This is a genomic window from Sorangium sp. So ce1153 (genome assembly GCF_051521595.1).
In the GTDB taxonomy this organism is placed as follows: Bacteria; Myxococcota_A; Polyangia; order Polyangiales; family Polyangiaceae; genus Sorangium.
Genome location: NZ_CP150361.1, coordinates 10,579,505 through 10,603,631 on the forward strand (window position 1 = coordinate 10,579,505; position 24,127 = coordinate 10,603,631).

The following is a 24,127-nucleotide window of genomic DNA, read 5'->3' on the forward strand; positions in this document are numbered from 1 at the left end:
TGCCCAGGACGCCAAACTGGTAAGCGGTTCCGTGTGCTCGTTTGAGAATGGGAACAGTCATCTTTCATATTTCAAAAGTGGTGGATTCTGGAACAGGTCGGGGGACACGCAGGGTGTTATTTGTCCAATAGTCAAGGACGTCATTGGCGGAAATTTGGGCGCGGTTACCGTGGTCACGACAGGGTTCGGTGAGCTCGTTTCGGGTAATAGGACATGTCTCGTTTTCACGCGTGGGGGCACAGTCGACAACGTCGAATACGATGACTTTGTTCCTGGTTCCAGCCAGCGCTTTCTATGGACCATGCCCATCCCAGCTAGTTCCAGCCACGTGGAAGTCCGATGCCTCGTGCCGAATGGACATGCCATTCTATCCATTCAGCACTCTGAGAATTAACGCAATATCAATCATGGCGTCTGCGCCCACTGCTTCGGCGTTCGTCATGGGCTCGCTGATATTGCGGGTCTCGATGACCCGGAACATAACAGCAGTTATGTGGAGCTCCACATAATCGGAAGAACTGGCTCTTCGTGGGCAGCAAGGACGGCACCGAGTGGAACGCTACCATCGTGTCGCTCATCGCGTCCTGTGGGCTGCACGGCATCGAGCCCTGGACCTACTTGCGCGACGTATTGATCCTGCTGCGAACCTGGCCTCCCGAGCGGCTCATCGAGCTCGCTCCCAAATCCTGGAAGCAGACCCTCGAGAACACCGACGCTCGGCAGCGGCTCGCGGCCAGTCCGTGGTCTCGGGCGCCGACCGCGGCCCCCAGCTGATCGCTCCCCGGCGTCGCCATCCGCTGCCGCGGGCACGGACGCACCCTTGCCGGCCGCCGGACTCGCGGCTCGCCGGCGTTGATGCACTGGTGCCGCATCTTACGGCTCGGTCACCTCGACCATCGGCAGGCGCCGGCGATCCGCATTGAGCTGGTCGCGCGCTCGCGTCAGCTCCTTCTCGCGGATGAGCAGCGTCTTGCGCGCCTCCAGCCACTCGGCGCGCGAGACGACGCGCGGTAGTTCGATCCGGATCATGGGTAAGTCTCCATTGTCGTCGGGAACGGGCCGCGCCCGGTGCGGGCGCTGCCGGGATGGGTCCGGACGATGGACTGCCGGAGCGCGCGGAACTCATCGGTGCATCGTAAGCGCTGCGCGAAGCGCCGTCTCACCCCGGCCGCGCTGTCCAGTTCATGATGGCGAGCATGACAAGGACGAAGGCGACCGAAGTGATGTGGTCCGAGCGCGTTCGGGCGTGGCGCGAGAGTGGTGAAACGGCGGAGGAGTTCGCTCGGAGCCCCGGATTCGCGGCCTCGACGCTGCACGGCTGGTCGAGCCGGCGAGCCGGCTGTCGCGGACCGAGCGGCCGCGCTTTCTGCGGCTGGTGCCGAAGGCGCCCGCCGTGACGAGCAGCGCTTCGGAGCTCGTGGTCGAGGTCGGCGGCGCGCGGGTGCGCGTGGCAGCGGGCTTCGACCCCGCGCTGCTGGCCGACGTGGTCCGCGCCCTCGGCGGAGGCACGCAATGATCCCGGCCGGCGTGCAGGTGTTCGTGGCGCTGGAGCCGGTGGACATGCGCTATGGCTTCGAGCGGCTCTCGGGTCTGATTCGCGAGCGTGTGGGGTATGAGGCGCGCTGCGGAGCGCTGTTCGCGTTCATCGGCAAGCGGCGGACCAGCATCAAGATCCTCTTCTTCGATGGCAGCGGGCTTTGCCTGTTTTCCAAGCGCCTGGATCGCGGGGCGTTCGTGCTGCCCGACCCCCCGACCGAGGGCGCCACGCACGTCGAGGTGGACGACGCGACGCTCGAGACGCTGCTCGACGGCATCGAGATCGCGCCCACGTCCAAACCGCGAAGGCGCGCACCGCGCCGCGTCCACTGGGCCGCACGAATTCGCTCGACAAGGACGCTCGGCTTACGTATGGCGGCGTCGTGCCCGACGCCGCCGCCAAGCCGACGCCGACGCCCGAGCAGCAGCGCATCGCGCAGCTCGAAGCGGAGCTCGCAGCGGCAAAGAGCGAGCTGGTCGGAGCGCGCGATGCGCTCGCGCAGTTCCGGCGCGCCTACACCCGTGCGCTCGAGCAGCTGCAGCTTCTCCGACGTCGACTGTTCGTGGCCAAGGCGGAGCGCGCCGAGGTGAGCGCCGAGCAGCTGGCGTTCGACTCGATGTTCCTCGAGGTCCAGCGTCTCGAGAAGGCACTCGACGCCGCCGAGCGCAAGACGGGCGACGAGCGGCAGCACGACGACCCCAGAGGGCCGAAATGAAGGACCGGCGGCAAGGGCCGTCGCGACCTGGCCGAGTCGGACCTGCCCGTCGTCCGCATCGAGCTCTCCTGTCCTGAGCTCGATGCGACGGCGACGCGCATCGGGGTCGAGGAGACCTCGCGACTCGGCTACGAGCGCGGCGGAATGCGCCGCATTGTGCTCGCACGCGTCGTGTACAAGGCCGAGAGGTCCGTCACGGATGCGAGCAGCTCTGGCGAGGGGGAAGCTGCCCCGCTCCAGGTCGTCGCGAGAGAAGTCCCGACGCCGACGCCCGCTGCGAGCGTCAGCCCGGAGGACACGGCAGCGGCCGGCGAGTCGCGCGCTTCCTCCGCATCGCTCGACGCGCCGCCGCCGGCGCCGAAGGGCGAGACATGCACGATCTTCATCACGACGCCGCTTCCGAAGGAGCTGTTCCGGCGGTCGTTCCTCGCGCCGTCGATGATTGCGCACATCCTCACCAGCAAGTACCTGCTCGGCGTCCCGTTCTATCGACTGGAGCAGCAGCTGGAGCTTCAGGGGGCGTCGCTCGATCGCGGCACAATGTGCCGCTACGCCGAAGACGCGGGCGCGACGCTGGGCGCCATCGTCGAGGCCGCGCGCAAAGAGGCCTTCGAGACCGCCTTCTGCCTCTCCATGGACGCCACCGGGGTCTCCATCCAGCCTGGGCCTATCCGGGAGCGGAAGGACAAGAAGCCCGGGCCGTGCCGCAAGGGACACTTCTTCGTCGTCCTCGCCGACAAGGATCACGTCTTCTTCGACGCCGCCCGAGCCTTCGCCGATGGCCTCATCGGCGATCACGATCACGTTGTGCTTCAGGTCCACCACGAAGTCGTTGTGCTGCGACTCGGTCATGGTGGCTTCGGGTGAGATGGGTATGACGCGCGCGAGCTCGTTCTGGTGGGTATTCCACCCAACGAGCTTGGGCACGAGGCCAGCGGGGCGCCCCGCCGCCTTGTCCGTGGATCTGGCCGAGTCCAGCAGCCAGAGGACGCCGTTCTGGTCCGTGTGCAGGCCGAGCACCCAGTCCAGGCAGGCGTTGAAATCGGATCTCCAGCTGCCGTCGGCGTTCTTGCAGCTTTGCCACGCCGTGCTCGGGTACGGCGTGGTGGACTTCCGGTCTGGGTTGAGCAGCGCCACCTGCACCTCGGGCGTGTAGAACGGGTGAAAGCCGATGATGACGCGGCCGTCGGGCATCTGGGTGATGTCGCCAACGCCGGTCGCGTCGAGCCGAGCGTGGACCTCGAGCGTGGACTGCGGGGGCCGCGCCGGGCTGGCGCTGTCGCCGCAGGCCGCCGCGCTCGCGGCCAGGGCCGCGCCCGCGGCCAGGGTCAGGCTCGCGAACTTGAGCTTGAGATGGGCAAACCGATGCATGCTTGTCTCCTCGTCGTGGTGGTCCTCCATGCTTGAGGAGCGCGCCTTGACGGACAAGCGGCGACACGCGGAAACAGTTTCAGCGTTTCGTTGAAGGTGGCTCGACCCGCGCGAGGCCACGTGGCCACGACGCACGCTTGCCGCTCGCCGACACCGCGTTCCCAACACCTCGAGCTCGAGCCGCGGAGGACGGGGACGTGAGCCGGTTCAGGGCGAGCGCCCCGCGCTCATCAATAAGGGCACGCCAGCACCTCCGGCGCGCTCGTGCCATGGGTGCGCACGCCCGAGATGACGTTCTCTTCCGGATGGAAGAGCTCCTGGGCGCCAGCTGGCCCCGACAGCCAGCATTGCTGCTGGATGGATCGCGTTTGCCTCCCGCGCCCTGGGTCGCAGCGAGCCACCTCACCGCCGCGGATCGTGACGTCGCTGGCCTCTATCTTGATGCCGGGATAGGCGCCCGACGTGAAGCGCAGAGCGTTGTCGAAGACGAGCAGGTTCTCCAGGGTCACATCCCCTACCCGGACCGAGGTCGCGGGCAGCGTCGTGCGCGAGCTCAGGAGGACGCCGTAGAGCGCGTTTCCCCAGGACCAGACGTCCTGGAGCGCCACGCCGGCGCCCGCCTGGACGTGCACGCCATGGCTCCCGTTGTAAGCGAACCTGACCCGCTTGATCAGGACCCCCGTCGGACGGTCCTCCTCGATGGCGCTCGCGAGCACGACGCCGGCGCCGCCGTTGTGATGAAAGTAGCTGTCCTGGACCACGATGTTCTCCGGCACGGGGCTCGGGATCCCGGGCCCAGCGGAGATCTGGGTGGCGATCCAGAGGCCATGCCCGCCGCTGGCCGAGATCGAGCCGTCGCCGGGATGAATCATGCTGTGGTGGACATTGCAGTTACGCACGGTCACGTTGGCGGTGACGATCTTGATCGCGCTGGCGCCGACCGGGCCGTTGATGTTCCTGATCTCGCAGTTCTCCACCAGGATGGGCGGCGTGTCGTGGTACCCGGCGATGGAGGACAGGTAGATGCCGCTCTTCGAGACGCCGTCCACGAGCACGTTCCGGATGACGCCTCCGGAGCCCCAGGTGAAGCCGATGCCCTCCAGGTTGCTCGGCTTGCAGGAAGGTAGCTGGGGCGCGAGGGGCGAGTATCGCATGATGACGTTCTCCACCTTGCAGTCCGAGCAGGTGTTCAGCTGGATGCCGCCGTTGGGCGTCGCGCGTGGCCCGTTCGTGAGCGCGATCTGCAGATTGCGGATCCAGAGCCCCCGGACCGCGCTGACGACGGTCCCGCCCGGCTTGACGACCCGGGTGACCTGGATAGCCCCGGGGTACTGCTCCGGATTGCAGGGGATCGCCACGAGGGTCGCGGTCCGGGGATCGCCCGGGCTGGCCCCGGGAGACAGCGCCGGTCCCTCCAGGGTGAGCGTGTCATAGTGAGGCCGCAGCGGGGTGCGCAGCACGTAGCGCCCCGCAGGGAAGACCACGGTGCGCCTGCTGGCGGGCAGCGACGCCGCGCACTCGATGGCCGCCGCGATACTCGGGCTGTCGTCGACGTTCGTGCTGTGATCGACGGACGCGTCGGCGGAGAAGGGCCATTCCGCCGGCCTCGCCAGGTAGGGCAGGACGTCGACCACGCCGTCCGGGTCGACGGAGCCTGGCAGGCAGCAGGTCGCCCCCTGACATGCATTCAGGTCCTCGTGCAGCGTCCTCGTCCCCGGGCAAACGCGGTTGGCGGGGCAGAAAGGCCCCGTGCAAAGCGGAGATTGCGTGGCGAAATCAGGGCAGGCGACGCCGGTCGTCTCGTCTGCCATGAAGGGCGGCTCGGTGTAGGGCAGATCGAGGCTGCAGAAACCCTGGGACAACGCAGCGCGCTCCACCGCAGGGGGCTGATATCCCCAGCCCGCCTCGGCGCGGCTGGCGCTGTCCTGGGACGGGGTCGCTCCGGCTGGAGCGGAGGCGAGCGCGAGCAGTGTTCCGATCCAGATCTGCACAAACCGCTGGTCCAATAACACACATACCTCCTCTCGGACGAGGGTCGATCCGTCGCTGTCAGTCGCTGTCAGTCGCTGTCAGGTGCAAGGAGCGAGCGCAGAAGTCGAGCGGAGCACCGCTGTGCCAGGGAGAGAGTCATCCCCTCCGGTGCAACCGCGACGCGAGCACACCGATGTTCCGCTCTCCGTGTCCAGCCTGAGCAATTTTCATGAGCGGGCGCGCCGCGCGGCGCGGCGGCCCGTCCTGGCGGGCGCGGAGAGGGCACGTCAACGCCAGGGACGCTGGGCGCCGGGCGCGCTGGCTCGCCGTCGACGGCTAGCGAGGCTGTCCGTGACAGTTACCTTCGAGAGCGATACGCCTGTTGCGGACAACGCGCCGGATGCACCGTCGCCCATGCCGGCACGGATCCGGCCACGCCGCGCCCACTGTATGCCACGTGACTTGTCACGCTCAACGCCTGTGCGCAAGCGCCGCGTCCGAGCGCATGGCGGCGGCCCGCCGAGGTCGATCGGTGGAGAAGAGCCCGCGACGGCCGGGCGAATTTCGTGAAGGACGGGCGCGCGCGCCTGCTCGCTGACCATCGACACGGCGGCCGGCGTCGTCACCGGCCATCCGCGGCCGGACTTCTGGCGGGCGCGCCGAGCGTGCGTTCCAGGATGATGTGGAGAGAGGGCGCTCGGGGGCGTCGTCGATGGAGTGGCCGCCCCCCGGTCCTGACGGCTCACGTCACGGAGCGCGGCAGCTGGGCGGCCCGACCGCAATGAGCCGCCACTCCTCGTCGGGAGAGAGAGAGCTGACTGCTCACGGGCGGGGCGGGGCGACGCGGCGGCTCGGGCGGGCGCGTCTGCCGCTGCCCGCGCCGCCGCGTCGGCGGGGTGCGAGGTCAGAATTGCGTGAAGAAGTTCCAGATGGCCGAGCTCGCGAAGCTCGGCTGCTGGTGGTCACCGGCAAACTCGCAGCGGTGCACCGGGTATCCCTCCCGGCACCCTTGATAGGCGACGCACGAGCTGGGGCCGACGGGGCTCGTCTCGGTGCTGCAGCCGTTCTTGCGCACGAAGACGTCGAGCGCCTCCCTTCCGGCCGAGATGGGGACGACGCTGTCGGACAGGCCGTGGGACATCCAGACGGCGACGGGCTGGGTGTTCGACCGGTTGCAGCCGCTGTAGAGGGCGCCGGACATCGGCGCGATGGCTCGGAAGGTGTCCGCCATGTCACAGCCGAGCGCGTTCGACATCATCCCCCCGAAGCTCCACCCGGTCGAGAAGACGCGGCTCGTGTCGACGCACAGGTTGGCTTTGAGGGTGTCGACCATGGCGCGAGCGAAGGCGATGTCGCGCCCGCCCGTGTTGGCCCAGCCGTTGTCGATGCCGTTCGGCGAGACGAAGATGGTGCTGCCGTTCGCCAGCGCCTTGAGCCCATAGTACCCGTTGTTCACGACGTCGTTGGCCGATCCGCCGCGCCAGTGCCAGCCGAACACCAGCCGATACGCCTTGTTCGCGTCGTAGTTCGCCGGAATGTCGAGCACGTACTGGCGCGTGGTGCCGTTGACGTTGATGGTGCGGCTACCGCTGGCGAGGGAGGTGGGAATGCCGCAGCCGGCGCTGCGCGTGCCGCTGGAGCCGCCGCCGCCGCCGGTGCCGCCGGTGCCGCCGGTCCCGCCGGTCCCGCCCGTGCCGCCGGTCCCGCCGGTGCCGCCGGTGCCGCCGGTGCCGCCCCCGCCGGTGCCGCCGGTTCCCGAGCTCACGGGCGTGAGGCGGAACTGCTGATTGGTGCCGCCGTTCGACGCCCATTGAATCACGGCCGTGCCGTCCGCGCTGCCGCGGCCGTAGACGTCCAGCGACTTGCCGCTGTGGCGCGCGGTGAGGCGCACGACGCCGCTGGCGACGTCCGTGAACGACCACTGCTGGTTTGTCCCGGTCCAGCAGGAGTATTGCTGGACGGCGGCGCCGTCGCCGGTGGAGGCGCCCGCCACGTCCATGCAGCGGTTGCTGTTGACGTTGCGGATGCGATAGTAACCGCCGCCCGCCGATTCCATGCGGAACTGTTGCCGCGTCGAGCCGTTGCAGCTGGAGATCTGCATGGCCGCGCCATCAGCGGTGCTGCCTCCGGCCACCTGCACGCACTTTCCACTCTGGACGCCGACGATCGTGTAGACCGCGCTCGTATCGACCGTGATGGCGCCCTCGAGCGAGCCTTGCTCCTCGATCTCGGCGTCGTACGCCCCCTCGGGGCCGATGACGCACGACACGGCGAGGACGCCCGTCGCCGCCGCAGCAAGCAAGCTCTGCTTGGTTCCGAATCTCATCTTGTCCTCCTCGTCCTGTAATGTAAGTGAAACTGCCGTCTTCTCACTGCTCGACGCCGCCCTTGCGTGGGTCGGGGTCGCGCGCGGCGCGCTCAAGGGTCCCGAGCGGGCCGCCGCGCCGGCCATTGCCGCTGCGGATGAATGTCGAGACGCGCGCGGGGTGGATAGGTTCCCTCCGCGTGCGCCAGGGTCGGTCAAACCGCCTTGCTCCTCGGAGCAAGGCGGTTCGAGAGCGAGCCACCCTAGGGCAGATTGGCGGAAGAGACCTGCCAGGTGCTGTCGGTGCAGAAGCGGCAGCTCGGGCCGACGAGCATGCCCTTGCCGGTGGCCGACTCGTCGCCCTTGAGCCACCAGTTGAGCCACGCCAGGTTGACCTGAGTGAACTCGCCGCCGTTCCGGGCCCACAGGTCGCCCCCGTGATCCGCGCCGACCTTGGCGAACATCATGACCGGGATATCACCCAGGGCGGCGATGTTCTGGAAGTCTCTCGCGCCGTTCACGTTCGCGCCCAGGCTATCCGCGGTGCCGGTGATGATCAACACGGGTGTGTGAATCGAGTTGTAGAACGACTGATTCGCCGAGAAAGAGCCGCTGCTCGTGTGTCCCCAGGTCGTCATTCTGGGATCCGCGGCGGTCCCCGACGCCATCAAGCCGCCGCAGGAGAAGCCGTTCGCGGCGACCTTCGTGGTCTCGATCTTCTGGTAGTAGGCGCTGCAAGGCTTGTCATTCTGGGCGATCACCCAGTCGACGTAGCCGCGCAGCACGTCGCCTCCGCTCCCGAGGTCGCGGTTGGGCTGGCTGTTGACCGGTGTCCCGTCCGCCACCACGAAGTAGCCGTGCGAGGCAATCTGGGCCATGGCCGCTTGATTCGCGAGCCCGTCTCGCGAGCATGCGCCCTCCCCCCAGACGAAGATCGGAAACTTGGTGCTGCCACTGAGATCCGCCGGACGATAGATGGTGCCCTGGTTGATGCCCGGGTCCGAGTTCGTCTCGACGACCACCCGATAAGGGCCGCTCCCCGACACGTTTCGACCAGTCGGTTGTGACGCGGTACACGTGCCGCCGGTGCCGCCACCGGTGCCGCCGGTGCCGCCGGTGCCGCCGGTGCCGCCGGTGCCGCCGGTGCCGCCGGTGCCGCCCGTGCCGCCCCCGCCGGTGCCGCCGGTTCCCGAGCTCACGGGCGTGAGGCGGAATTGCTGATTGGTGCCGCCGTTCGACGCCCATTGAATCACCGCGGTGCCGTCCGCGCTGCCGCGGCCGTAGACGTCCAGGGACTTGCCGCTGTGGCGCGCGGTGAGGCGCACGACGCCGCTGGCGACGTCCGTGAACGACCACTGCTGGTTTGTCCCGGTCCAGCAGGAGTATTGCTGGACGGCGGCGCCGTCGCCGGTGGAGGCGCCCGCCACGTCCATGCAGCGGTTGCTGTTGACGTTGCGGATGCGATAGTAACCGCCGCCCGCCGATTCCATGCGGAACTGTTGCCGCGTCGAGCCGTTGCAGCTGGAGATCTGCATCGCCGCGCCATCAGCGGTGCTGCCTCCGGCCACCTGCACGCACTTTCCACTCTGGACGCCGACGATCGTGTAGACCGCGCTCGTATCGACGGTGATGGCACCCTCGAGCGAGCCTTGCTCCTCGACCTCGGCGTCGTACGCCCCCTCGGGGCCGATGACGCACGACACGGCGAGGACGCCCGTCGCCGCCGCAGCAAGCAAGCTCTGCTTGGTTCCGAACCTCATCTTGTTCTCCTCGTCAAATCAAGTAAGTGAAACTGGAATCTTCTCACTGCTCGACGCCGCCCTCGCGTGGATCGGGGTCGCTCGCCGCGCGCTCGACCGTACGTCGCCGGCGCTGGCTGCGCAGGAAGCGCGCCGCGCCGAGCGCCTCAGGACCTGCTGCACGACGATGAAGCGCACGAGCAGGAGCCTCCCCATCACCGAGCAGCTGGCGTTGCCGTACAGCACGACCAGATGTCTATGGTGCAGCCCCCCGGAGAGGCCTGCTGCTGGGCGGGATACGTCGGGTCGACACCGAGGTTCCCGCCGCTGCCGGCTGCACCGGGGTCCCACCGCCGCTGGGGCCGCTGGGATCGATGCTGCAATCAGGGTGCCACTGGCCAGGACCGCGATCCCAGCCGCGAGCAACATAGTCGAGCGCTACTTCAGGACTGTCTCCTGGATGCGTATAACGGCCCATCCGGAGCGAAGCAAAAGCATGACGACCGCTCGACACTGTGAGCGTTCACATGTTCCGTGTCAACTTCGATCGACCAGCCCGCCGCTCGGCAAGCGAGGTATTCGCTGCTGTGAGCATTCATAAATTCACCCAGCCAGCGCGCTCGCGCGCTGAGCCCCGGCACGCCATCCAGCTCGCCCCTGCTTTCGCGCTCGGCGCCGCGGCGATCCCCGCGCCCACGTGGACCGCCCCATGGCCAGGTTGTGCGCGCTTGTGCGCGCCATGGAGCCCATGGGTGCACAGGTGAACTGGACACTGCAGAGTCAGCTCGTCACCGGCGAGGCCGCGGTGACGCCGCGCGCGCAGCGCCCTCGCCCCACCACGAGGCTCGTCTCCTCGAGCTCCTCGTGGCGTGTCAGTCCGCGCCCGCGCCCAGCGCGAGGAGGGCGAAGCTCGCCAGCCAGTGCTCGCCCATGTAGTCGCCCGTGACGTGCGGCAGGCTGGCGTCGAGGTGGCGCTCCGCCGCGTCGAGGGCGCGGGCGCGCAGCGGGTCTCCGCCGGGCAGCGCCGCCGCGAGCGAGCGCCAGCACCAGGCGCGGCTCAGGTTGAGCCCGTCGAGGTGGACGATCTTGCCGTCGCTCCGGTCGCTGACCACCGCGGGCTGGAACAGCGTCGCGGGCTCGCCCTGCGCCGCGCGCGGCAGGAACCGCGCGAACCAGGCGAGGAACTCCGGCCCGGGCAGGGCCCGGCGCATGCACTCGGCCTCGATCAGGGCCGGCGAGAGGAAGTCGTCCTGCGAGGGCTCCCACGCCTGGCAGTCCGCGTCGCGGCCGTACCACGCCCGCGCCGCCTCGGCGCAGCGCCGCGACAGCCGGTCGTCGCCCTTCACGGCGGCGTACTCCAGCGCGAGCGCGAGGGCGAAGGCCGTGTTCGTGTGCGCGCCGGCGCGGACCGGGTACGTGGCCGTGGGCAGGAACTCGCGGAGGCGCTCGGCGAACGCGTCGCCGAGCGGGGCCAGCGCCGCCGACCACCGGCGGCCCTCCTCGGCGCCGTGCCGCTCGAGCTCGGCCGCGAGCAGGAGCAGCCACGCCCACCCGTAGGGCCGCTCGAAGCCGCGGCTCGACGGGCGCCGGAGATAGGCCAGCTCCGCCGCGACCTTCTCGCCCGTGAGCTGCGCGTCCAGCAGCGCGCGGACGGGCGCGGCGCCAGGCGCCCCGGGGAAGAGGCGGTATATGCGCGCAAGCAGCCAGTGGCCGTGCACGCAAGAGTGCCAGTCGAAGCTGCCGTGGAAGAGGGGGTGCAGGTCGCGCGGGCCCTTCACGTCCTCGGGGCCGGCCATGACGTGATCGAGCTTGTGCGGGTACTCCCGCGTCACGTGCCCGAGGGCGAGGGCGGCGAGCTGCGAGGCGATCTCGGGGGTCAGGGCGTGCGTCATGGAGAGGAGCGCCTCAGCGCGGGAAGACGAGCAGGTACATGAGCAGCGTGTTGCCGGCCAGCAGGAGCAGCGCGGTGGGGAGCTGGGCCTTGATCACGGCGTCGCGGTCGGGGAGCCCGAGCAGCGCCGCGGGCACGACGTTGAAGTTCGCTGCCATGGGGGTCATCAGCGTGCCGCAGAAGCCGGACAGCATGCCGATGGCGCTCATGATCGCCGGGTCGCCGCCGAAGCGGCGCACGATCAGGGGCAGGCCCACGGCGGCGGTCATGACCGGGAACGCCGCGAAAGCGTTCCCCATGACCACGGTGAACACCGCCATGCCCGCGGTGTAGGCCGCCACCGCGGCGAGGCGGCTGCCGGGCGGGATCACGCTCCCGGCCAGCCCGCCGACGACGTCGCCGACGCCCCCGGCCGCGAAGACGACCCCGAGCGCCGCCAGCAGCTGGGGCAGGATCGCCGCCCAGCCCACCGTGTCGAGCAGCCGCCGGCCTTCCTGCAAGGGGGCGAGCCACGGCGGGCGCAGCCACGCCGCGGAGACCGCGAGCGCCAGCGCGACGCCGAGGGCGAGCGAGATCAGCGTGGCCTGCCGGGGGTCGATCAGGGGAGACCCGAGGACGTAGACGCGGCGGAGGACCAGCGTGCCGAGGAGCGCTGTCGCCGGGATGATCAGCGCCGGGACGAAGAGGCGGTCCCCGCTCCTCGCGGCGCCGGCGAGCCGCTCCGCGGGCGTCGTGGTGGCGGGGCGCCCCTGCCCCAGGCCCCCGACGCCGCCGAGGAGCACGAGCGCGAGCACGAGCACCCCGTTCCCGAGGTCCCCGAGGCGCGGGCCGAAGAGGAAGCTCGTCGCCAGGAGCCCCCAGAAGAGGGCGTTCTTCCAGCGCTTCGCGTTCTCGCGATCGACCGCGCTGAGGACGGCCGACGCCGCGAAGAACAGCCCTGCCATGGCGTAGGCGAGGTCGAGCGAGATCACCCGCGCTCCTCCCCGGCTCCCTCGCGGGCGATCTCGCGCTGGAGCCGCCGATCGAGCAGGAGGAGCCGTGTCCCGTGGATCAGGAGCGCCAGGACCGCCGTGGGGATGGCCCAGACCGACACCTGGAGCGGCTCCACGACGATGCCGTTCTGCTCGAGGAACCCCTTGATGAGCAGGATCGACGAGATGGCGAGGAAGATGTCCTCCCCGAAGAACAGGGCCACGTTGTCGGCCGCCGCCGCGGAGGCGCGGATCAGCCAGCGCGCCCGGTCGGGCAGCGGCCCGTGCCGGTTCTCCGCCGCGCCCTCGGCCATGGGCGCGATCAGCGGCCGGACCATCTGCGCGTGGCCGCCGAGCGAGGTCAGGCCCAGGGCCGCGCTGAGCTGCCGTATCGCGAAATAGACCAGCAGGAGGCGCCCGGTGGTCGCGGTCTTCACCCGCGAGATCCGCGCGCGCGCCCGCTCCTGGAGGCCCGAGCGCTCCAGGAGGCCGATGACGGGCAGCACCAGCCAGACCAGGCTGACATAGCGGTTGTCGTTGAACGCCTTCCCCAGGGCGGAGATCCCCTGGATCGGGCTCATCCCCGCCGAGAGGCTCGTCGCGATGGCCGCCGCGGCGATGACAAGGAGCGGATTCAGCCGGGCGACGAAGCCGACAACCACGACCGCGACCCCGAGGAGCGTGAGCATGCTTCCTCCCTCGTGCTCGCGGGCAACGTCGCACGCCAGCGAGGTCGCCGTCCACGGGCGCGCGCTGGATCGAGCGCGCGCCGGACCGCGCGCCCGGCGCCTCCTCTTGACGCCGCCCGGTCCTTCGGGTGGCCTCCCCGGAGAGCGACGGACACGCGGGTCGCTGGAGAGCCGTCAGGGACCAGGACCCCGCGCGCGCAGGCAGAACGGAGGATCGCACAGTGGAGCACAAGGCAGCTGAAGACATCGTCATCTCGTCGGACAAGGCGCTCCTCGACGTCGAGCGGATCCACGCCTTCCTCGCGTCTGCCTACTGGAGCACCGGCATCCCCCGGGAGGTGGTCGAGCGGGCCATCCAGGGCTCGCTCTGCTTCGGCGTCTACAAGGCGGGAGCGCAGATCGGGTTCGCCCGGGTGATCACCGACCACGCGACGTTCGCGTACCTGGCCGACGTGTTCATCGTCGAGGCGGAGCAACGCCAGGGGTACGGCAAGGCGCTGATCGCTCATATCGCCGAGGCCCTGGGTCACCTCCGGCTGCGGCGGACGATGCTCGCCACCGCGGACGCGCACGGGCTCTACCGGCAGTTCGGCTTCTCGCCGCTCGCGAAGCCGGACACGTTCATGGAGATCAACGTCAAGGACATCTACCAGCAGCGAAAGGCGGGGACTCCGTAGCGGCGGCGGCGCGGAGCGCCGGCGGTACGCCGCGAACGGGCCTCACGCTTGCATCATCATGGCCGCAGCGTGGATGGGGTGACACCCATCAAGCCGCTCGCGTTGAAAGGAGTCCATGATGAATCTGGTGAAAGCCCTTGGTGCGCTGGCGCTGTCCGGCGTCGCCCTCGGCACGACGCAGCTCGCAGCAGCGGAGACCACGACGCCAATCCAGGATCTCGTGATCGTCGAGGAGACGGCGACCCCGGTGCTCGACGACGCCCGGGTCGTCCCATATCATGCTTACCGGCCGTACGGCCTTTATGGCTACCGGCCGTACGGCTATCGGCCATACGGCTACCGGCCATACGGCTATCGACCGTACGGCTACCGGCCGGGCTTCCGGCCGTACGGGTGGTATCGGCCGTGGCGCTCGCTTTCCTCGGGGGTCGAGGCGGCTCCGGAAGGTGACATTCCCACGCCTGCGGTGAACCTCCCCGACGGTCAGTGATGGCGCGCTTCTCGCAGCGTCGAGGCGCCGAGGACGAGCCTCGGCGCCTCGACGGCGCCCGGCCGCTCAGGGCCTCCAGGCGCGTGAAGCGGAAGGGATCCTCATGGGTGGAAGAACACGACGTCGTGGGCGCACCGTCTTCATCGTGGCCGCCGCCGCAGCGCACCTCGGCTGCGTCGTCCTCGGGGCGCTCCATGTCGATCCGCAGAAGGCGGGGGGACTTGGCCGGGTGATCGCCTATCATGGGGCCCTCTCCGGGGCTGGTAGCGGCTACAACTTCTTCGCTCCTTCCGTCAGCGCGCTGCCCTGGGCCAGGTTCCAGGTCACGGACGCGAACGGCGCGGCCCGCGCCGAGGTGCTGGAGTCCGGAGCGAACCACGAGGCGGATCTCCGCGTCAGGAGCATCCTCTCGCTGTTCTTGCAGGCGGAGGACGAGCCGCTGCGGCGCTCGCTCGTCGCCTCGTGGGCGGGTAAGATGTTCGCGAGGCACCCGGGGGCCGAGAGCGTGGTCGTCCGGCTGGAGATCTGCGATCTGCCCTCGATGCAGCAGTACCGCGAGGGCCGCCGGCCGGCGTGGGACCTGCTCTATCAGGCGAAGCTCGTCCAGCATTCCAGGGTTCCGGCCGCCCGGCAGAGAAACGGCGGTGCGCCGTGATCGGGCCGAGCGATATCTCGCGCAGAGCGGGGCTCTCCCGCGTCGCCTCGCTGCGCGTCGCCTCGCAGATCGAGCGCTTCGTGCTCGCCCCTGCGTCCGCGGAGCCCCTCGCGGCGCTCCGCATCGGGCTCGCGACCGTGCTCCTCGTCCAGGCGGCGCTCGTCGCTCCCGCGCTCTTCGAGCTCTACGGTCCAGCGGGCATCCTCCAGGGCCCGCTGCGGGAGGCCTTCGCCGAGATCGATCTGCCGGGGATCGGCTGGCTGGCCGAGCGGCTCGGCCCGCTCGGGATCGGCGAGACATCGCTCCTCGAATTCACCGGCGTCGTCTACGTGCTCTCCCTCGCCTCGCTGCTCTGCGGGTTCCGGACGAGGGCCTCTGCCCTGATCGCGTGGATCACCCACAGGATGCTGATGGTGACGGCGGACGCCACCGTGTACGGAGCGGATCTCTTCGCCAACATCTTTCTCTTCTATCTCGTCTGGATCCCGTCAGGCGCCGCGCTGTCCGTCGATCGATGGCTGCGCGGGCCGAGCCGCGCGGCCGCCGAGCCGACCATGGCCGCGCGGCTCGGGCTGCGCGTCGTCCAGCTGCACCTCTGCATCGCTTACCTGGCCAGCGGGCTGGAAAAGGCGTCAGGCCCGTCGTGGTGGAACGGCGAGGCGATCTGGCGCTCGGTCATGCTCCCGGAGTACCGCCAGCTCGATCTCTCCTGGTTGGCCTGGCACCCGTGGCTCGCGCAGGTCGCGGGGTGGGCGGTGCTCGGCGTGGAGATCGGGTACGCATTCCTCATCTGGCCGCGGCTCACCCGGCGCGCCGTCATCGTGGCCACGGCCCTCCTGCACCTCGGGATCGCGGCGTTCATGGGGCTCGGCGTGTTCGGCGCCATCATGCCGGTATTCACCCTCGCCGCCTTCGGCGTGCCCGCGGACGCTCGGGGTCGACTGGACCACGGCCGACGACCGCTGTGCGCCGGCCCGCCGGCGAGCGAGCGCGCCGTGCCGCTGCGTGAGGCATGAACCGTCTTCCTGACCGCCGCAGATCGCGTGCCATTTGCCATGTCGTGTGCCACGTGAAGATCGGTCGATGGCCCAGCTCCGACAGGCCGCAGGGATCTCCTCGACACGAAAGGAGAACATCTTGGCGCTGCACCCCCGCGAGCCCGAGGCGGATGAGCTCCCCGAAACGCCCGCCGTGTCGCGCGCCTACGCCTGGCTGGTCTTTGCCTTGAGCTTTGGCCTGCTGCTGTCCGACTACATGTCGCGGCAGGTCCTGAACGCGGTCGCGCCGTCGCTGAAGGTGGAGTGGGGCCTGTCCGATACCCAGGTGGGAGCCCTGAGCGGCGTCGTGGCGCTGATGGTCGCTCTGCTGACCGTGCCGTTATCGCTGCTGGCCGACCGCTGGGGACGCGTCCGGAGCCTGACCCTCATGGCGGTGCTCTGGAGCGTGGCGACCTTGGGTTGTGCGCTGTCGGCCAACTTCGGAGAGATGCTCGTCGCTCGCTGCGTGGTCGGCGTCGGGGAGGCCGCCTACGGCAGCGTCGGTGCCGCCGTGGTGTTGTCGGTGTTTCCACGCCGTCAGCGGGCCAGCCTGAGCGGCGCCTTCACGGCGGGGGGCGCCTTCGGCGCCGTGCTGGGCATGGCGCTGGGCGGCCACGTCGCGGCGCGGCTGGGCTGGCGCTGGTCGTTCGGCGTCATGACCCTGTTCGGCTTCGTCCTGGTCGTGATCTACCGTTTCGCCATCACAGAACGGCGGTTGCTACCAGCGCAGGAGGGGCCGCGCGCCGCCATCGCGCGGCCCCCTGCAAGCCGGCCGATGACCTTCCGCGGCGTCCTCGAGGCGCTGTTCTCCACTCCCGCGCTCGTTTGTGTCTATGTCGGCAGCGGTCTGGCGCTGTTCATCATGGGGGCCGCGCTGGCCTGGTTGCCCAGCTACCTGAACCGTTACTACGGCATGACGGTCGATCGGGCCGGCGCCGCCGCGGCAGTCTTCGTCCTGATCAGCGGCGTCGGCATGATCTGCTGGGGTGTGCTCACCGATCGTCTGAGCCGCCGTCAGCCGGCTCGCCGGTGGCGGATGGCGATCACCTGCAGCCTGGCCTGTTGCGCTTTGCTCGCCGTGGCGTTCCGGCTCGAAGCAGGCCCCGTGCAGGTGGTGCTGATGGGCGCCGGGACCTTCTTTGCGGGCGCCACCGCCGGCCCGGCCAGCGCCATGGTCGCCGGCATGACCCCGGCGTCCCTCCGCGCAACGGCGTTCGCGACGCTGGCGCTGGCCAACAACCTGCTCGGCCTGGCCCCGGGGCCTGCGGTCACCGGCTTCCTCGCCGACCGGATCGGCCTGCTCGGCGCCCTGCAGGTCGTCCCGCTCGTCGCGCTCGCTGCCGCGCTGGCCTTCGCCCTGGGCCAACAGCGTCCTGGAAGCCCGGATGTGATCGATGCCAACCGTCAGTAGGGCCGGTCGCCGATGATCGTGGCGCGCTCCATCTTGCGCACCGCAGGCCAGTAATCCTGGACCGCGTAGTGCTGGGTGCAGCGGTTGTCCCAGATCGCGACGCTGTTCTTCTTCCAGCGAAAGCGGACCTGAACCTCGGGGATCGCCGCCTGGCTGATCAGGTAGCTCAAGAGGTGGCTCGCCCCGGGCGCGAAATCCTGGCCGACGCGCACATTGTCCGGTGTGTGGAAGTTGACGAAGTGCGTGGTGAAGGCGTTGACGAACAGGATCTTCTCGCCGGTCTCCGGATGGGTGCGCACGACCGGGTGCTCCGCGTCGGGATACCTGGCCCTGAGCGCGTGGCGCTTCTCCATCGCCATCGTGCCGCCGAAGGTGGCCTCGAGGCTGTGCCTGGCGCGCAGCCCCGCGATCCGCTGCTTGATGTGCTCGGGCAGGCGGCTGTACGCCTCGACCATATTGACCCAGACGGTGTCGCCGCCGACCTCCGGCGTCTCGACGCAGCGCAGGACGCAGGCCATCGGCGGCGCCTCGCGCCAGGTCGCGTCGCAGTGATACGAGTTCTCGTAGTGCTCCGGCGGGCTGGTCAGGTCCCTGTAGATGCGCACCAGCCCCGGATGATCAGGATCGCTGCCGGCGATGGGGTGGTCCTCGAGCTCGCCCCAGCGCCTCGCGAACGCGACGTGATCCGCGCGCGTGATGTCCTGGTCGCGCAGGAACAGGACCCGGTGCTTCAACAAGAGCGCCCTGATCTCGGCGAAGAGCGCGTCGTCGCGCGCGGCGTCGGCCAGGCTCACGCCGACGAGCTCGGCGCCGATGGTGCAGGTGAGCGGCTCGACCGGGATGGATCCCCGCGTCTCGGGGCGGGCGGCGGCCGATCGGGCGAATGCTGAGCTGGTCATTCTGGTCCTCCTGTTGCCTTGGCGCCGGCGCGGCGATCCGGGGTCGGCTCCGCGCGCTAGACGACGAAGATCGACGATCCGGTCGTCCGGCGCGACTCGAGATCACGGTGCGCCTGCGCCGCGTCCTCGAGTCTGTAGCGCTGGTTGATCTCGATGCGGATGCGCCCCGCGGCGACGTGGCCGAACAGCTCGCCTGCGAGCTCGGCCTTCTCCGCGGGATCGGCGATGTAGTCGGCGAGCGCCGGGCGCGTGACGAACACCGATCCCTTGGCCGCGAGCGCTGCCACGTCGAGCGGCGGCACCGGGCCCGAGGCCGTGCCCATGCACACGAGCAGCCCGCGCCGCCGCAGCGAGCCGAGCGAGCCGGCGAACGTGTCCCTGCCGATGCTGTCGTAGACGACCGCCACGCCGGCTCCGCCCGTCAGCTCGCGCACGCGACTGGCCACTTCCTCGCGGCCATGATGGATGATGTGGTCGCAGCCGTGGGCGCGGGCGATGTCCCCCTTGGCCTCGGTCGACACCGTGCCGATGACCGTGAGGCCGAGGAGCTTCGCCCACTGCGACACGATGAGGCCCACGCCGCCCGCCGCCGCGTGCACCAGGATGCCATCGCCGGCCCTCAAAGGCCAGATGCGGCGCAGCAGGTAGGCCGACGTGAGGCCCCGCATGGTCATCGCCGCGGCGGTCTCGCAGCCGATGCCCTCCGGCAGCCGGATCAGCGGCGCCGCGGGCAGGATCCGCTCGGTGCAGTACGCCCCGAGCGTGTCCAGGAAGCCGGTGTACGTCACCCGGTCGCCCGGCGCGACGCTCGTGACGCCCTCACCGACCGCCTCCACCACGCCAGCCGCCTCGACCCCGATGCCGCTGGGGAGCGGCACGGGATAAAGCCCGGTGCGAAAGTAGGTGTCGGCGAAGTTGAGCCCGACGGCGACATGACGGACCCGGGCCTGGCCAGGACCCGGGCTGCCGACGTCGGCTTCCTCCCAGCGCAGGACCTCCGGCCCGCCGGTCCGGTGGAAACGGATACCATGTGCCATCGAACTCCCCCCGATCCCATGCCGGCGCTAGGCCGCCTCGCGCCGTGGGGCGTCGCGCTCGCCCGCCTTGCGCTCGGGCGCGTAACCGAGCTTCGACAGCGTCTCGTCGGCGTCCCGGTACGTCTCGCCGATCCTGTAGATGCGGCGGGCCTCCCTGCCGTCCGCCACCTCGCGGCCGAGCTCGCGCGCGATGCGGACGAGCTGCTCGATCTGCTGCACCGAGGTCATGCGCTGCCCCTTGCGTCTCCACAGCGTGTCCTCGATGCCGCAGCGGGTGTGCAGCCCCATCGCGATCGCCATCGTGTTGATCGGCAGCACGTTGCGCATGAGGGTCTCCACCGTCAGGCACGCGCCGTCGGGCACGCGGCGGACGAACTCCATCATGCTGTAGGGGCTCGGCCCGTCGAAACCGCCGCCGATGGCGACCCACGTGAGGTTGAGCGGCCCGGTGTAGAGGCCGCGGCGGATCAGGCGCTCCACGGTCTCGATCTGGGGGATGTTCGCGAGCTGGAAGTGGGGCTGGATGCCCGCTGCTGAGAGCCGCCTCAGGTGCTCCTCGACCCAGGCGGGGCCGGCCGGCACGGTCATCTCGCGGTACGCCTCGTAGACCTCCGGCCGCGCGAACGAGCTGCCGGCATAGTCGTCCTCGGTCATCAGCTCGACGACGTTCATCTGGATGGTGCTGATCGCGATCGTGACCTGGTCGGGCTTCGGCGAGAGCTCGGCCAGCATGTGGCGCGTGTCGTCGCTCAGCCATTTGGCCTGCGCCCCTTCGTTCTCCGGAGAAAAGGAGATCGATCCGCCGACCTGCAGGATCATCTCGGGCACCGCGTCGCGCAGCCCCGCCAGGAGCTCGTTGAACCTGGACAGCCGCTTGGAGCCTTTGCCGTTCGCCTCGCGCGCGTGCACGTGCAGCACGGTGGCGCCCGCGGAGTAACAGTCCACCGCCTTCTGGATCTGTTCTTCCATCGTCACGGCGATGTCTTCCGGAAAATCGGCCGGCTCCCATTCCGGCCCGTACGGCGCCACCGTGATGACGAGCTTCTCCTGGTTCTCCGGGAGGAGGGAGCGATCCGGGAAGTTCATTGGTATTCCTTTTTCTGGGCGCGTCGAATCCAGGGCACCGCCAGATCCTGTGAAGCTCCTGCACATCAGCGCGCTCACACAGGGTTTCTATCGTCCAGGTCCACGGTCCCTCCCTGGTTCCCGGCCACTCCGGGCGCAAGGGTGCAGCGTGAGCGTCCATGGCTCCTCGGGCGCGCGCTCGGGCTCTTGACGGGCCGTCAGCGGGCGTTCGCGCTCAAGCTGCAGGCGCAGACGGCACCACGGCGGCGCGTCGACGTCCTCAACGTCAGCAGGAGGCGCGTGATGGCAGAGGGCGGTGTTCAGTGGCTCAAGGGTAAGCGGCTTCCCGCTCGCGTTGTGCGTATCGACACCATGGCGCGCGCACATGGACCGCAAATGCTGCTCCAGCACCGATCCGGCGAGAACGGCCGCCGGTTGGTAGTAGCCCTTCGAGAGAAACTATTCGCCTCGGTCCATGAGACTGGCCTCCACCTCCGCTTCCGCGAGCTCTTTCACCTCAAAAACGTACCCACGGTCCCATGCTTCCTCAGCGGACTGAAGCACGCCATACATCTCGATGGCGAGCTGGTGCTTCCAGACGGAGATCTTTCCCTGAAGAGTCATAGCGGCCTCGTAATGAGACCCGTTTTCACCAAACACGGACCTTAGTAGGGCCGTTGTGCTTGTTACCCACTTTCTGCTCGCTCGCCCATCTACCTGGGTGGAGAAGTCTCCATTTCTCTTCGTCTCCAGTACTAATTTGAGCACCACCGCACCGCCGAAGGCGCAGCACGGCGCTCAGGGTGCGCCCTTCGTTCTTGGCGATGGTCCCGATGACCTCGGCCAACGGGACGAGCTCAACGACTTCACCCTGCCCTGAGCTCACGCGCGCGCTGGTTTCTCTGGCCCTGGCATGCCGCTGGCAATAAAGCCCCGCGCGCGACGGAATGCATCGCGTGGAGGTGGACCATGCACACCAGGATCAGCCTGGCCCTGGCCGCGCTCATGGGAACGCCAGCCTGCGGCGCACCGGACGGAGCGACCGAGCCACAAGCGGATCGCGACATCCAGGCGGGCGCCGAGCCCCCGTCGGCGAGCTTCTACGTCGAGCTCGACCAGACGACGGCGCCGGAGAACGCGATCCCCCGGATCCTTGAGGCCGGGCGCTCCGAGGTCGCCGCGGCGTGCGCTGACCGGCCCGAGTTGCTGGTCCGCGTCTTCAACCCGCTCGACCCGGGCGCCTACGCGGACGTCTCCTGCGCCTCGATGCTCAGCGGCGACGCCTCGGCCCGGGAACAGCGACCGGACCCCGGGAATGGCGGCGAGCCGATCGGGGTGACGGAGCAGAGGTGGAGCCCAATCGGCCTCGGGTGCGGCCTCTTCATATTCGGGGCCACGATGATCGCGACCTCCGCGCTTTGCCCCCGCGCCAGGGGCCCGGGAAGGGCGCAACGCTGCTCCGACTACTCGGGGGCCGCGCTCGGGAGCATCGGAGTCCTCTGCGCCTTCCTCTGAGCCGGCCATGGGCAAGGTCCTGCGAACCGTCGGCATCCTGGTCTCCGGCGTGGCGATCGTCGCCGCGGCGTGGTTCGGGGCGCCCATCCACCGAGGTTCCCTCTCGCTGGTGGGACTGCTCCGCCTCGGCCTCCCCGTCTTCCTGTACGTGTTCGCGCAGTGCTGGCTGGAGGAGGGTCGAGCCCGCGAGCGGCGCGCGCGTGGGCTGCCGGACCCCGACTAGGCGCCCAGACATCCAGGCGTCTGGACGTTCATACGCTCGGATCGGTGACCGCTCGACCCACCGACGACGCGGCGAGCTCGCCTCCCGACGAGCCGACGGACAGCGCGGGCCTCCGGAAGCGCGGCCACGCGGTCCGTGGTGTTCGCAGCGCCCGCGGACCGCACTTGATTACGGCCGAACTTAGCCCTTCACGGCGAGGCTGGAGTCAAATGACCGCACCAGACCTCAAAGTGCCGCACTACCCTCTCGACAGCCCCCGGGCTGAATTTCAATTCACCCGGGGCCCTCTCGACAGCCCCCGGGCTGAATTTCAATTCACCCGGGGCCCTCTCGACAGGTAGTGGCCAAGTTTGGCCAGCCGCTTGATCTGGCTAAGTTTGCTTACCGCGAGGGTTCACTGAGCTATTTTCCTTGTAGAGAACTGGCTTCCATTCGTCTTTCGGATCCGGGACGAAGGTGAGCCCACCGCCCCAGTAGCCGTTCGGGACGCGCCTCCCGGCGGCGATTGTCGTGTCAGTCGCAGGTGCGACCTGCCCCTCAGGCGTGCCCGTCACATCGCGCTCCACGGTGGCCCAGATGGCAACGAGCCATCCACCGGGAACCTTGGCGCGGTATGTCTCCTGCCACTCCGTCTTCATCGCACCGCTGTCATCGTGGGCGAGACGTTCCCATTTCAGTAGGTCCGGCATGGTGGGCAAGGCTACACCTGTCCGGCGCCATGCGCGAGCGGGCATCGAGGTTCCCAACGTGGGCGGCCAGTACCTCGATCAGCTCGGCTTGGGATCGTCGTCGAACAGCGAGAGCTGCACCGGCTTCCGGGGTGTTACCGCGCCCTTCCAATAGTGGACTTCCCGCCGATCTCGATCCCCGTTCGTGATGGATATCCGCCGATCGCCCCGTGCCCCTCCATCATGGAATCGGTTCGGACCCGAGAGCAGGAGCCGGGGTGGGCGCAGCGGTCCGCCGCCCGCCAGCGATCATCGGCAACACTTTCCGGTCACGCATCCGTGATTCTCACAAAACCTCGCATCCCCGACCTCCGCGCCTCAGTGGCTGAGCTTTCCTGCTTCACGCCCGAAATTACCACTGCACTTCGCACCACGTCCGCGCCGCCGCTGACCTAAGGCCGGCATCGACGGAGCGGAGCATCGGCGCGGAGCCGGCCACAAAATAGGCGACGAGGGGATGCGTGTTGTGGCGACCCGTCCTCCCCTCGTCGTGCTCCGATCACCTTGGAGGAGCGGAGCCCGTGCAGGATCGTTCAAGCCGATGTCGACATCAAGCGTTGGATGACGGTGCTCCCGACGGTTCAGCACGTGCGGCCGGCCCGCTGCCCCTGCTGCGACGCGGCCAGCCGTCCCGTCAACGGCCCGCTGGGGATGCGCGGTCACGGCCTGCGCGCGCGCCAGGTGTACGGCCCACACGATGCGGGCGACGCGCCCCAGCAGGTTACGGTGCAGGCTCGGCGCTACCGCTGCACCGCCTGCGGCGCGGTCGTGGTGGTCGTGCCCCGCGGGCTGCTGCCGCGGCGGCGCTACTCCGCGGCGGCGATCGGCTGGGTGCTGGCCCGCGTCGGACTCGAGGGCGCCACCACACCGGTCGTCCGCGCCGAGGTCTGCAGCGCCGTGGTCCTGGGCGTCGCGGCGGCCGAGCGGTGGCTGGCGCCGTCGCGATGGATCGACGCCAGTCGCCGTGGCCAGCTCTTCCCCCGGCTCGGACGTCACGGCGCCGACAGCACGCGCGCGCAGGTCGCCGAGCGCACGGCGATGCAGCTCGTGGCGCTGTCGGCTCGGGGCAGCGCCGGCACGCCTGCCCCTCACCTGGCGTTCCACGGCGCCGCGCTCGCAGCGTGATGGCCATTCGCAGGCAAACGCGAGGTCCGGCGACGCCACCCCGTAGGATCGGGCACGACGGCACGGATCCGGGGCA

26 protein-coding genes and 1 pseudogene are annotated in these 24,127 nt (G+C 69.4%); 15 read left to right on the forward strand and 12 right to left on the reverse strand.

From position 1 onward, the window contains the following. Positions 1-528 precede the first annotated feature (528 nt). Positions 529-774, forward strand: a complete 246-nt coding sequence (locus WME85_RS38210; protein WP_437828125.1) for a transposase domain-containing protein — start codon at positions 529-531, stop codon at positions 772-774. Positions 775-879: 105 nt separating this feature from the next. Here the strand turns inward: WME85_RS38210 and WME85_RS38215 are convergent. Continuing rightward, a pseudogene (locus tag WME85_RS38215) lies at positions 880-1,029 on the reverse strand (DUF899 family protein); the annotation flags it as partial. Between the two features lie 194 nt (positions 1,030-1,223). Between WME85_RS38215 and tnpA the strand changes: the two are divergent. The 6 genes from tnpA to WME85_RS38245 all read left to right on the forward strand — a co-directional run bounded on the left by tnpA (position 1,224) and on the right by WME85_RS38245 (position 3,408). Then, positions 1,224-1,397, forward strand: coding sequence for an IS66 family insertion sequence element accessory protein TnpA (gene tnpA, locus WME85_RS38220; RefSeq protein WP_437842463.1), 174 nt, complete (start codon positions 1,224-1,226; stop codon positions 1,395-1,397). After that, positions 1,394-1,516: a hypothetical protein gene (locus WME85_RS38225; RefSeq protein WP_437828127.1), complete on the forward strand. Its 123-nt coding sequence runs from the start codon at positions 1,394-1,396 to the stop codon at positions 1,514-1,516. Before tnpA ends, WME85_RS38225 begins: the two co-directional genes overlap by 4 nt. Positions 1,517-1,560: 44 nt before the next feature. Next, entirely contained in the window at positions 1,561-2,127 is a 567-nt protein-coding gene (gene tnpB / locus WME85_RS38230) for an IS66 family insertion sequence element accessory protein TnpB (RefSeq protein ID WP_437842466.1), read from the forward strand. After that, on the forward strand, positions 2,100-2,252 hold the full coding sequence (locus WME85_RS38235; protein ID WP_437828130.1) for a hypothetical protein: 153 nt from the start codon (positions 2,100-2,102) through the stop codon (positions 2,250-2,252). Before tnpB ends, WME85_RS38235 begins: the two co-directional genes overlap by 28 nt. Positions 2,253-2,690: 438 nt before the next feature. Then, the gene (locus WME85_RS38240) at positions 2,691-3,119 is read left to right on the forward strand and encodes an IS66 family transposase (protein ID WP_437842468.1); all 429 of its coding nucleotides are present in this window, start codon (positions 2,691-2,693) and stop codon (positions 3,117-3,119) included. Positions 3,120-3,204: 85 nt separating this feature from the next. Continuing rightward, positions 3,205-3,408, forward strand: a complete 204-nt coding sequence (locus WME85_RS38245; RefSeq protein ID WP_437828131.1) for a hypothetical protein — start codon at positions 3,205-3,207, stop codon at positions 3,406-3,408. Between the two features lie 445 nt (positions 3,409-3,853). On the opposite strand, the gene WME85_RS38250 is transcribed toward WME85_RS38245, so the two are convergent. The 6 genes from WME85_RS38250 to WME85_RS38275 all read right to left on the reverse strand — a co-directional run bounded on the left by WME85_RS38250 (position 3,854) and on the right by WME85_RS38275 (position 13,189). Beyond that, positions 3,854-5,635, reverse strand: coding sequence for a right-handed parallel beta-helix repeat-containing protein (locus WME85_RS38250; RefSeq protein ID WP_437828133.1), 1,782 nt, complete (start codon positions 5,633-5,635; stop codon positions 3,854-3,856). Between the two features lie 863 nt (positions 5,636-6,498). Then, on the reverse strand, positions 6,499-7,920 hold the full coding sequence (locus WME85_RS38255; protein ID WP_437828134.1) for an RICIN domain-containing protein: 1,422 nt from the start codon (positions 7,918-7,920) through the stop codon (positions 6,499-6,501). Between the two features lie 242 nt (positions 7,921-8,162). Then, a complete protein-coding gene (locus WME85_RS38260; protein ID WP_437828137.1) occupies positions 8,163-9,659 on the reverse strand; it encodes an RICIN domain-containing protein in 1,497 nt (498 codons plus the stop codon). Positions 9,660-10,510: 851 nt separating this feature from the next. Beyond that, positions 10,511-11,530 carry a DUF2891 domain-containing protein gene (locus tag WME85_RS38265; protein ID WP_437828139.1) on the reverse strand — a complete coding sequence of 340 codons (1,020 nt, stop codon included), beginning with the start codon at positions 11,528-11,530 and terminating at the stop codon, positions 10,511-10,513. A 13-nt stretch (positions 11,531-11,543) separates the two neighbouring features. Continuing rightward, complete coding sequence (locus WME85_RS38270) at positions 11,544-12,500, reverse strand: DUF979 domain-containing protein (protein WP_437828141.1); 957 nt, start codon at positions 12,498-12,500, stop codon at positions 11,544-11,546. Next, positions 12,497-13,189 carry a DUF969 domain-containing protein gene (locus WME85_RS38275; protein WP_437828144.1) on the reverse strand — a complete coding sequence of 231 codons (693 nt, stop codon included), beginning with the start codon at positions 13,187-13,189 and terminating at the stop codon, positions 12,497-12,499. The genes WME85_RS38270 and WME85_RS38275 overlap by 4 nt, the downstream gene beginning before the upstream one ends. A gap of 221 nt (positions 13,190-13,410) precedes the next feature. Between WME85_RS38275 and WME85_RS38280 the strand changes: the two genes are divergently transcribed. From WME85_RS38280 to WME85_RS38300, 5 genes are all read left to right on the forward strand, one after another. Further along, positions 13,411-13,866 (forward strand): GNAT family N-acetyltransferase, encoded by a 456-nt coding sequence (locus WME85_RS38280; RefSeq protein WP_437828146.1) that lies wholly within the window; start codon positions 13,411-13,413, stop codon positions 13,864-13,866. 115 nt (positions 13,867-13,981) lie between these two features. Beyond that, positions 13,982-14,356, forward strand: coding sequence for a hypothetical protein (locus tag WME85_RS38285; RefSeq protein WP_437828148.1), 375 nt, complete (start codon positions 13,982-13,984; stop codon positions 14,354-14,356). Between the two features lie 103 nt (positions 14,357-14,459). Further along, positions 14,460-15,011 (forward strand): hypothetical protein, encoded by a 552-nt coding sequence (locus tag WME85_RS38290; RefSeq protein WP_437828150.1) that lies wholly within the window; start codon positions 14,460-14,462, stop codon positions 15,009-15,011. Continuing rightward, positions 15,008-16,027 (forward strand): HTTM domain-containing protein, encoded by a 1,020-nt coding sequence (locus WME85_RS38295; protein ID WP_437828151.1) that lies wholly within the window; start codon positions 15,008-15,010, stop codon positions 16,025-16,027. The genes WME85_RS38290 and WME85_RS38295 overlap by 4 nt, the downstream gene beginning before the upstream one ends. A 127-nt stretch (positions 16,028-16,154) precedes the next feature. After that, positions 16,155-17,459 carry an MFS transporter gene (locus tag WME85_RS38300; RefSeq protein WP_437842470.1) on the forward strand — a complete coding sequence of 435 codons (1,305 nt, stop codon included), beginning with the start codon at positions 16,155-16,157 and terminating at the stop codon, positions 17,457-17,459. On the opposite strand, the gene WME85_RS38305 is transcribed toward WME85_RS38300, so the two are convergent. The 4 genes from WME85_RS38305 to WME85_RS38320 all read right to left on the reverse strand — a co-directional run bounded on the left by WME85_RS38305 (position 17,453) and on the right by WME85_RS38320 (position 21,231). Further along, positions 17,453-18,358 (reverse strand): TauD/TfdA dioxygenase family protein, encoded by a 906-nt coding sequence (locus WME85_RS38305; protein ID WP_437828153.1) that lies wholly within the window; start codon positions 18,356-18,358, stop codon positions 17,453-17,455. The genes WME85_RS38300 and WME85_RS38305 overlap by 7 nt on opposite strands. Positions 18,359-18,414: 56 nt before the next feature. Continuing rightward, positions 18,415-19,395 carry a quinone oxidoreductase family protein gene (locus tag WME85_RS38310; RefSeq protein ID WP_437828155.1) on the reverse strand — a complete coding sequence of 327 codons (981 nt, stop codon included), beginning with the start codon at positions 19,393-19,395 and terminating at the stop codon, positions 18,415-18,417. Positions 19,396-19,422: 27 nt separating this feature from the next. Further along, entirely contained in the window at positions 19,423-20,481 is a 1,059-nt protein-coding gene (locus tag WME85_RS38315; RefSeq protein WP_437828157.1) for a 3-keto-5-aminohexanoate cleavage protein, read from the reverse strand. A gap of 438 nt (positions 20,482-20,919) precedes the next feature. After that, positions 20,920-21,231: a hypothetical protein gene (locus tag WME85_RS38320; RefSeq protein WP_437828160.1), complete on the reverse strand. Its 312-nt coding sequence runs from the start codon at positions 21,229-21,231 to the stop codon at positions 20,920-20,922. Between the two features lie 198 nt (positions 21,232-21,429). On the opposite strand from WME85_RS38320, the gene WME85_RS38325 reads away from it, so the two are divergent. After that, on the forward strand, positions 21,430-21,975 hold the full coding sequence (locus WME85_RS38325; RefSeq protein ID WP_437828162.1) for a hypothetical protein: 546 nt from the start codon (positions 21,430-21,432) through the stop codon (positions 21,973-21,975). Positions 21,976-21,982: 7 nt separating this feature from the next. After that, positions 21,983-22,198 carry a hypothetical protein gene (locus WME85_RS38330; protein ID WP_437828164.1) on the forward strand — a complete coding sequence of 72 codons (216 nt, stop codon included), beginning with the start codon at positions 21,983-21,985 and terminating at the stop codon, positions 22,196-22,198. 371 nt (positions 22,199-22,569) lie between these two features. Here WME85_RS38330 and WME85_RS38335 read toward each other — a convergent pair whose 3' ends face one another. Further along, complete coding sequence (locus WME85_RS38335; protein ID WP_437828166.1) at positions 22,570-22,887, reverse strand: hypothetical protein; 318 nt, start codon at positions 22,885-22,887, stop codon at positions 22,570-22,572. A 600-nt stretch (positions 22,888-23,487) separates the two neighbouring features. Between WME85_RS38335 and WME85_RS38340 the strand changes: the two genes are divergently transcribed. Beyond that, the gene (locus WME85_RS38340; RefSeq protein ID WP_437828168.1) at positions 23,488-24,051 is read left to right on the forward strand and encodes a DUF6431 domain-containing protein; all 564 of its coding nucleotides are present in this window, start codon (positions 23,488-23,490) and stop codon (positions 24,049-24,051) included. Positions 24,052-24,127 lie beyond the last annotated feature (76 nt).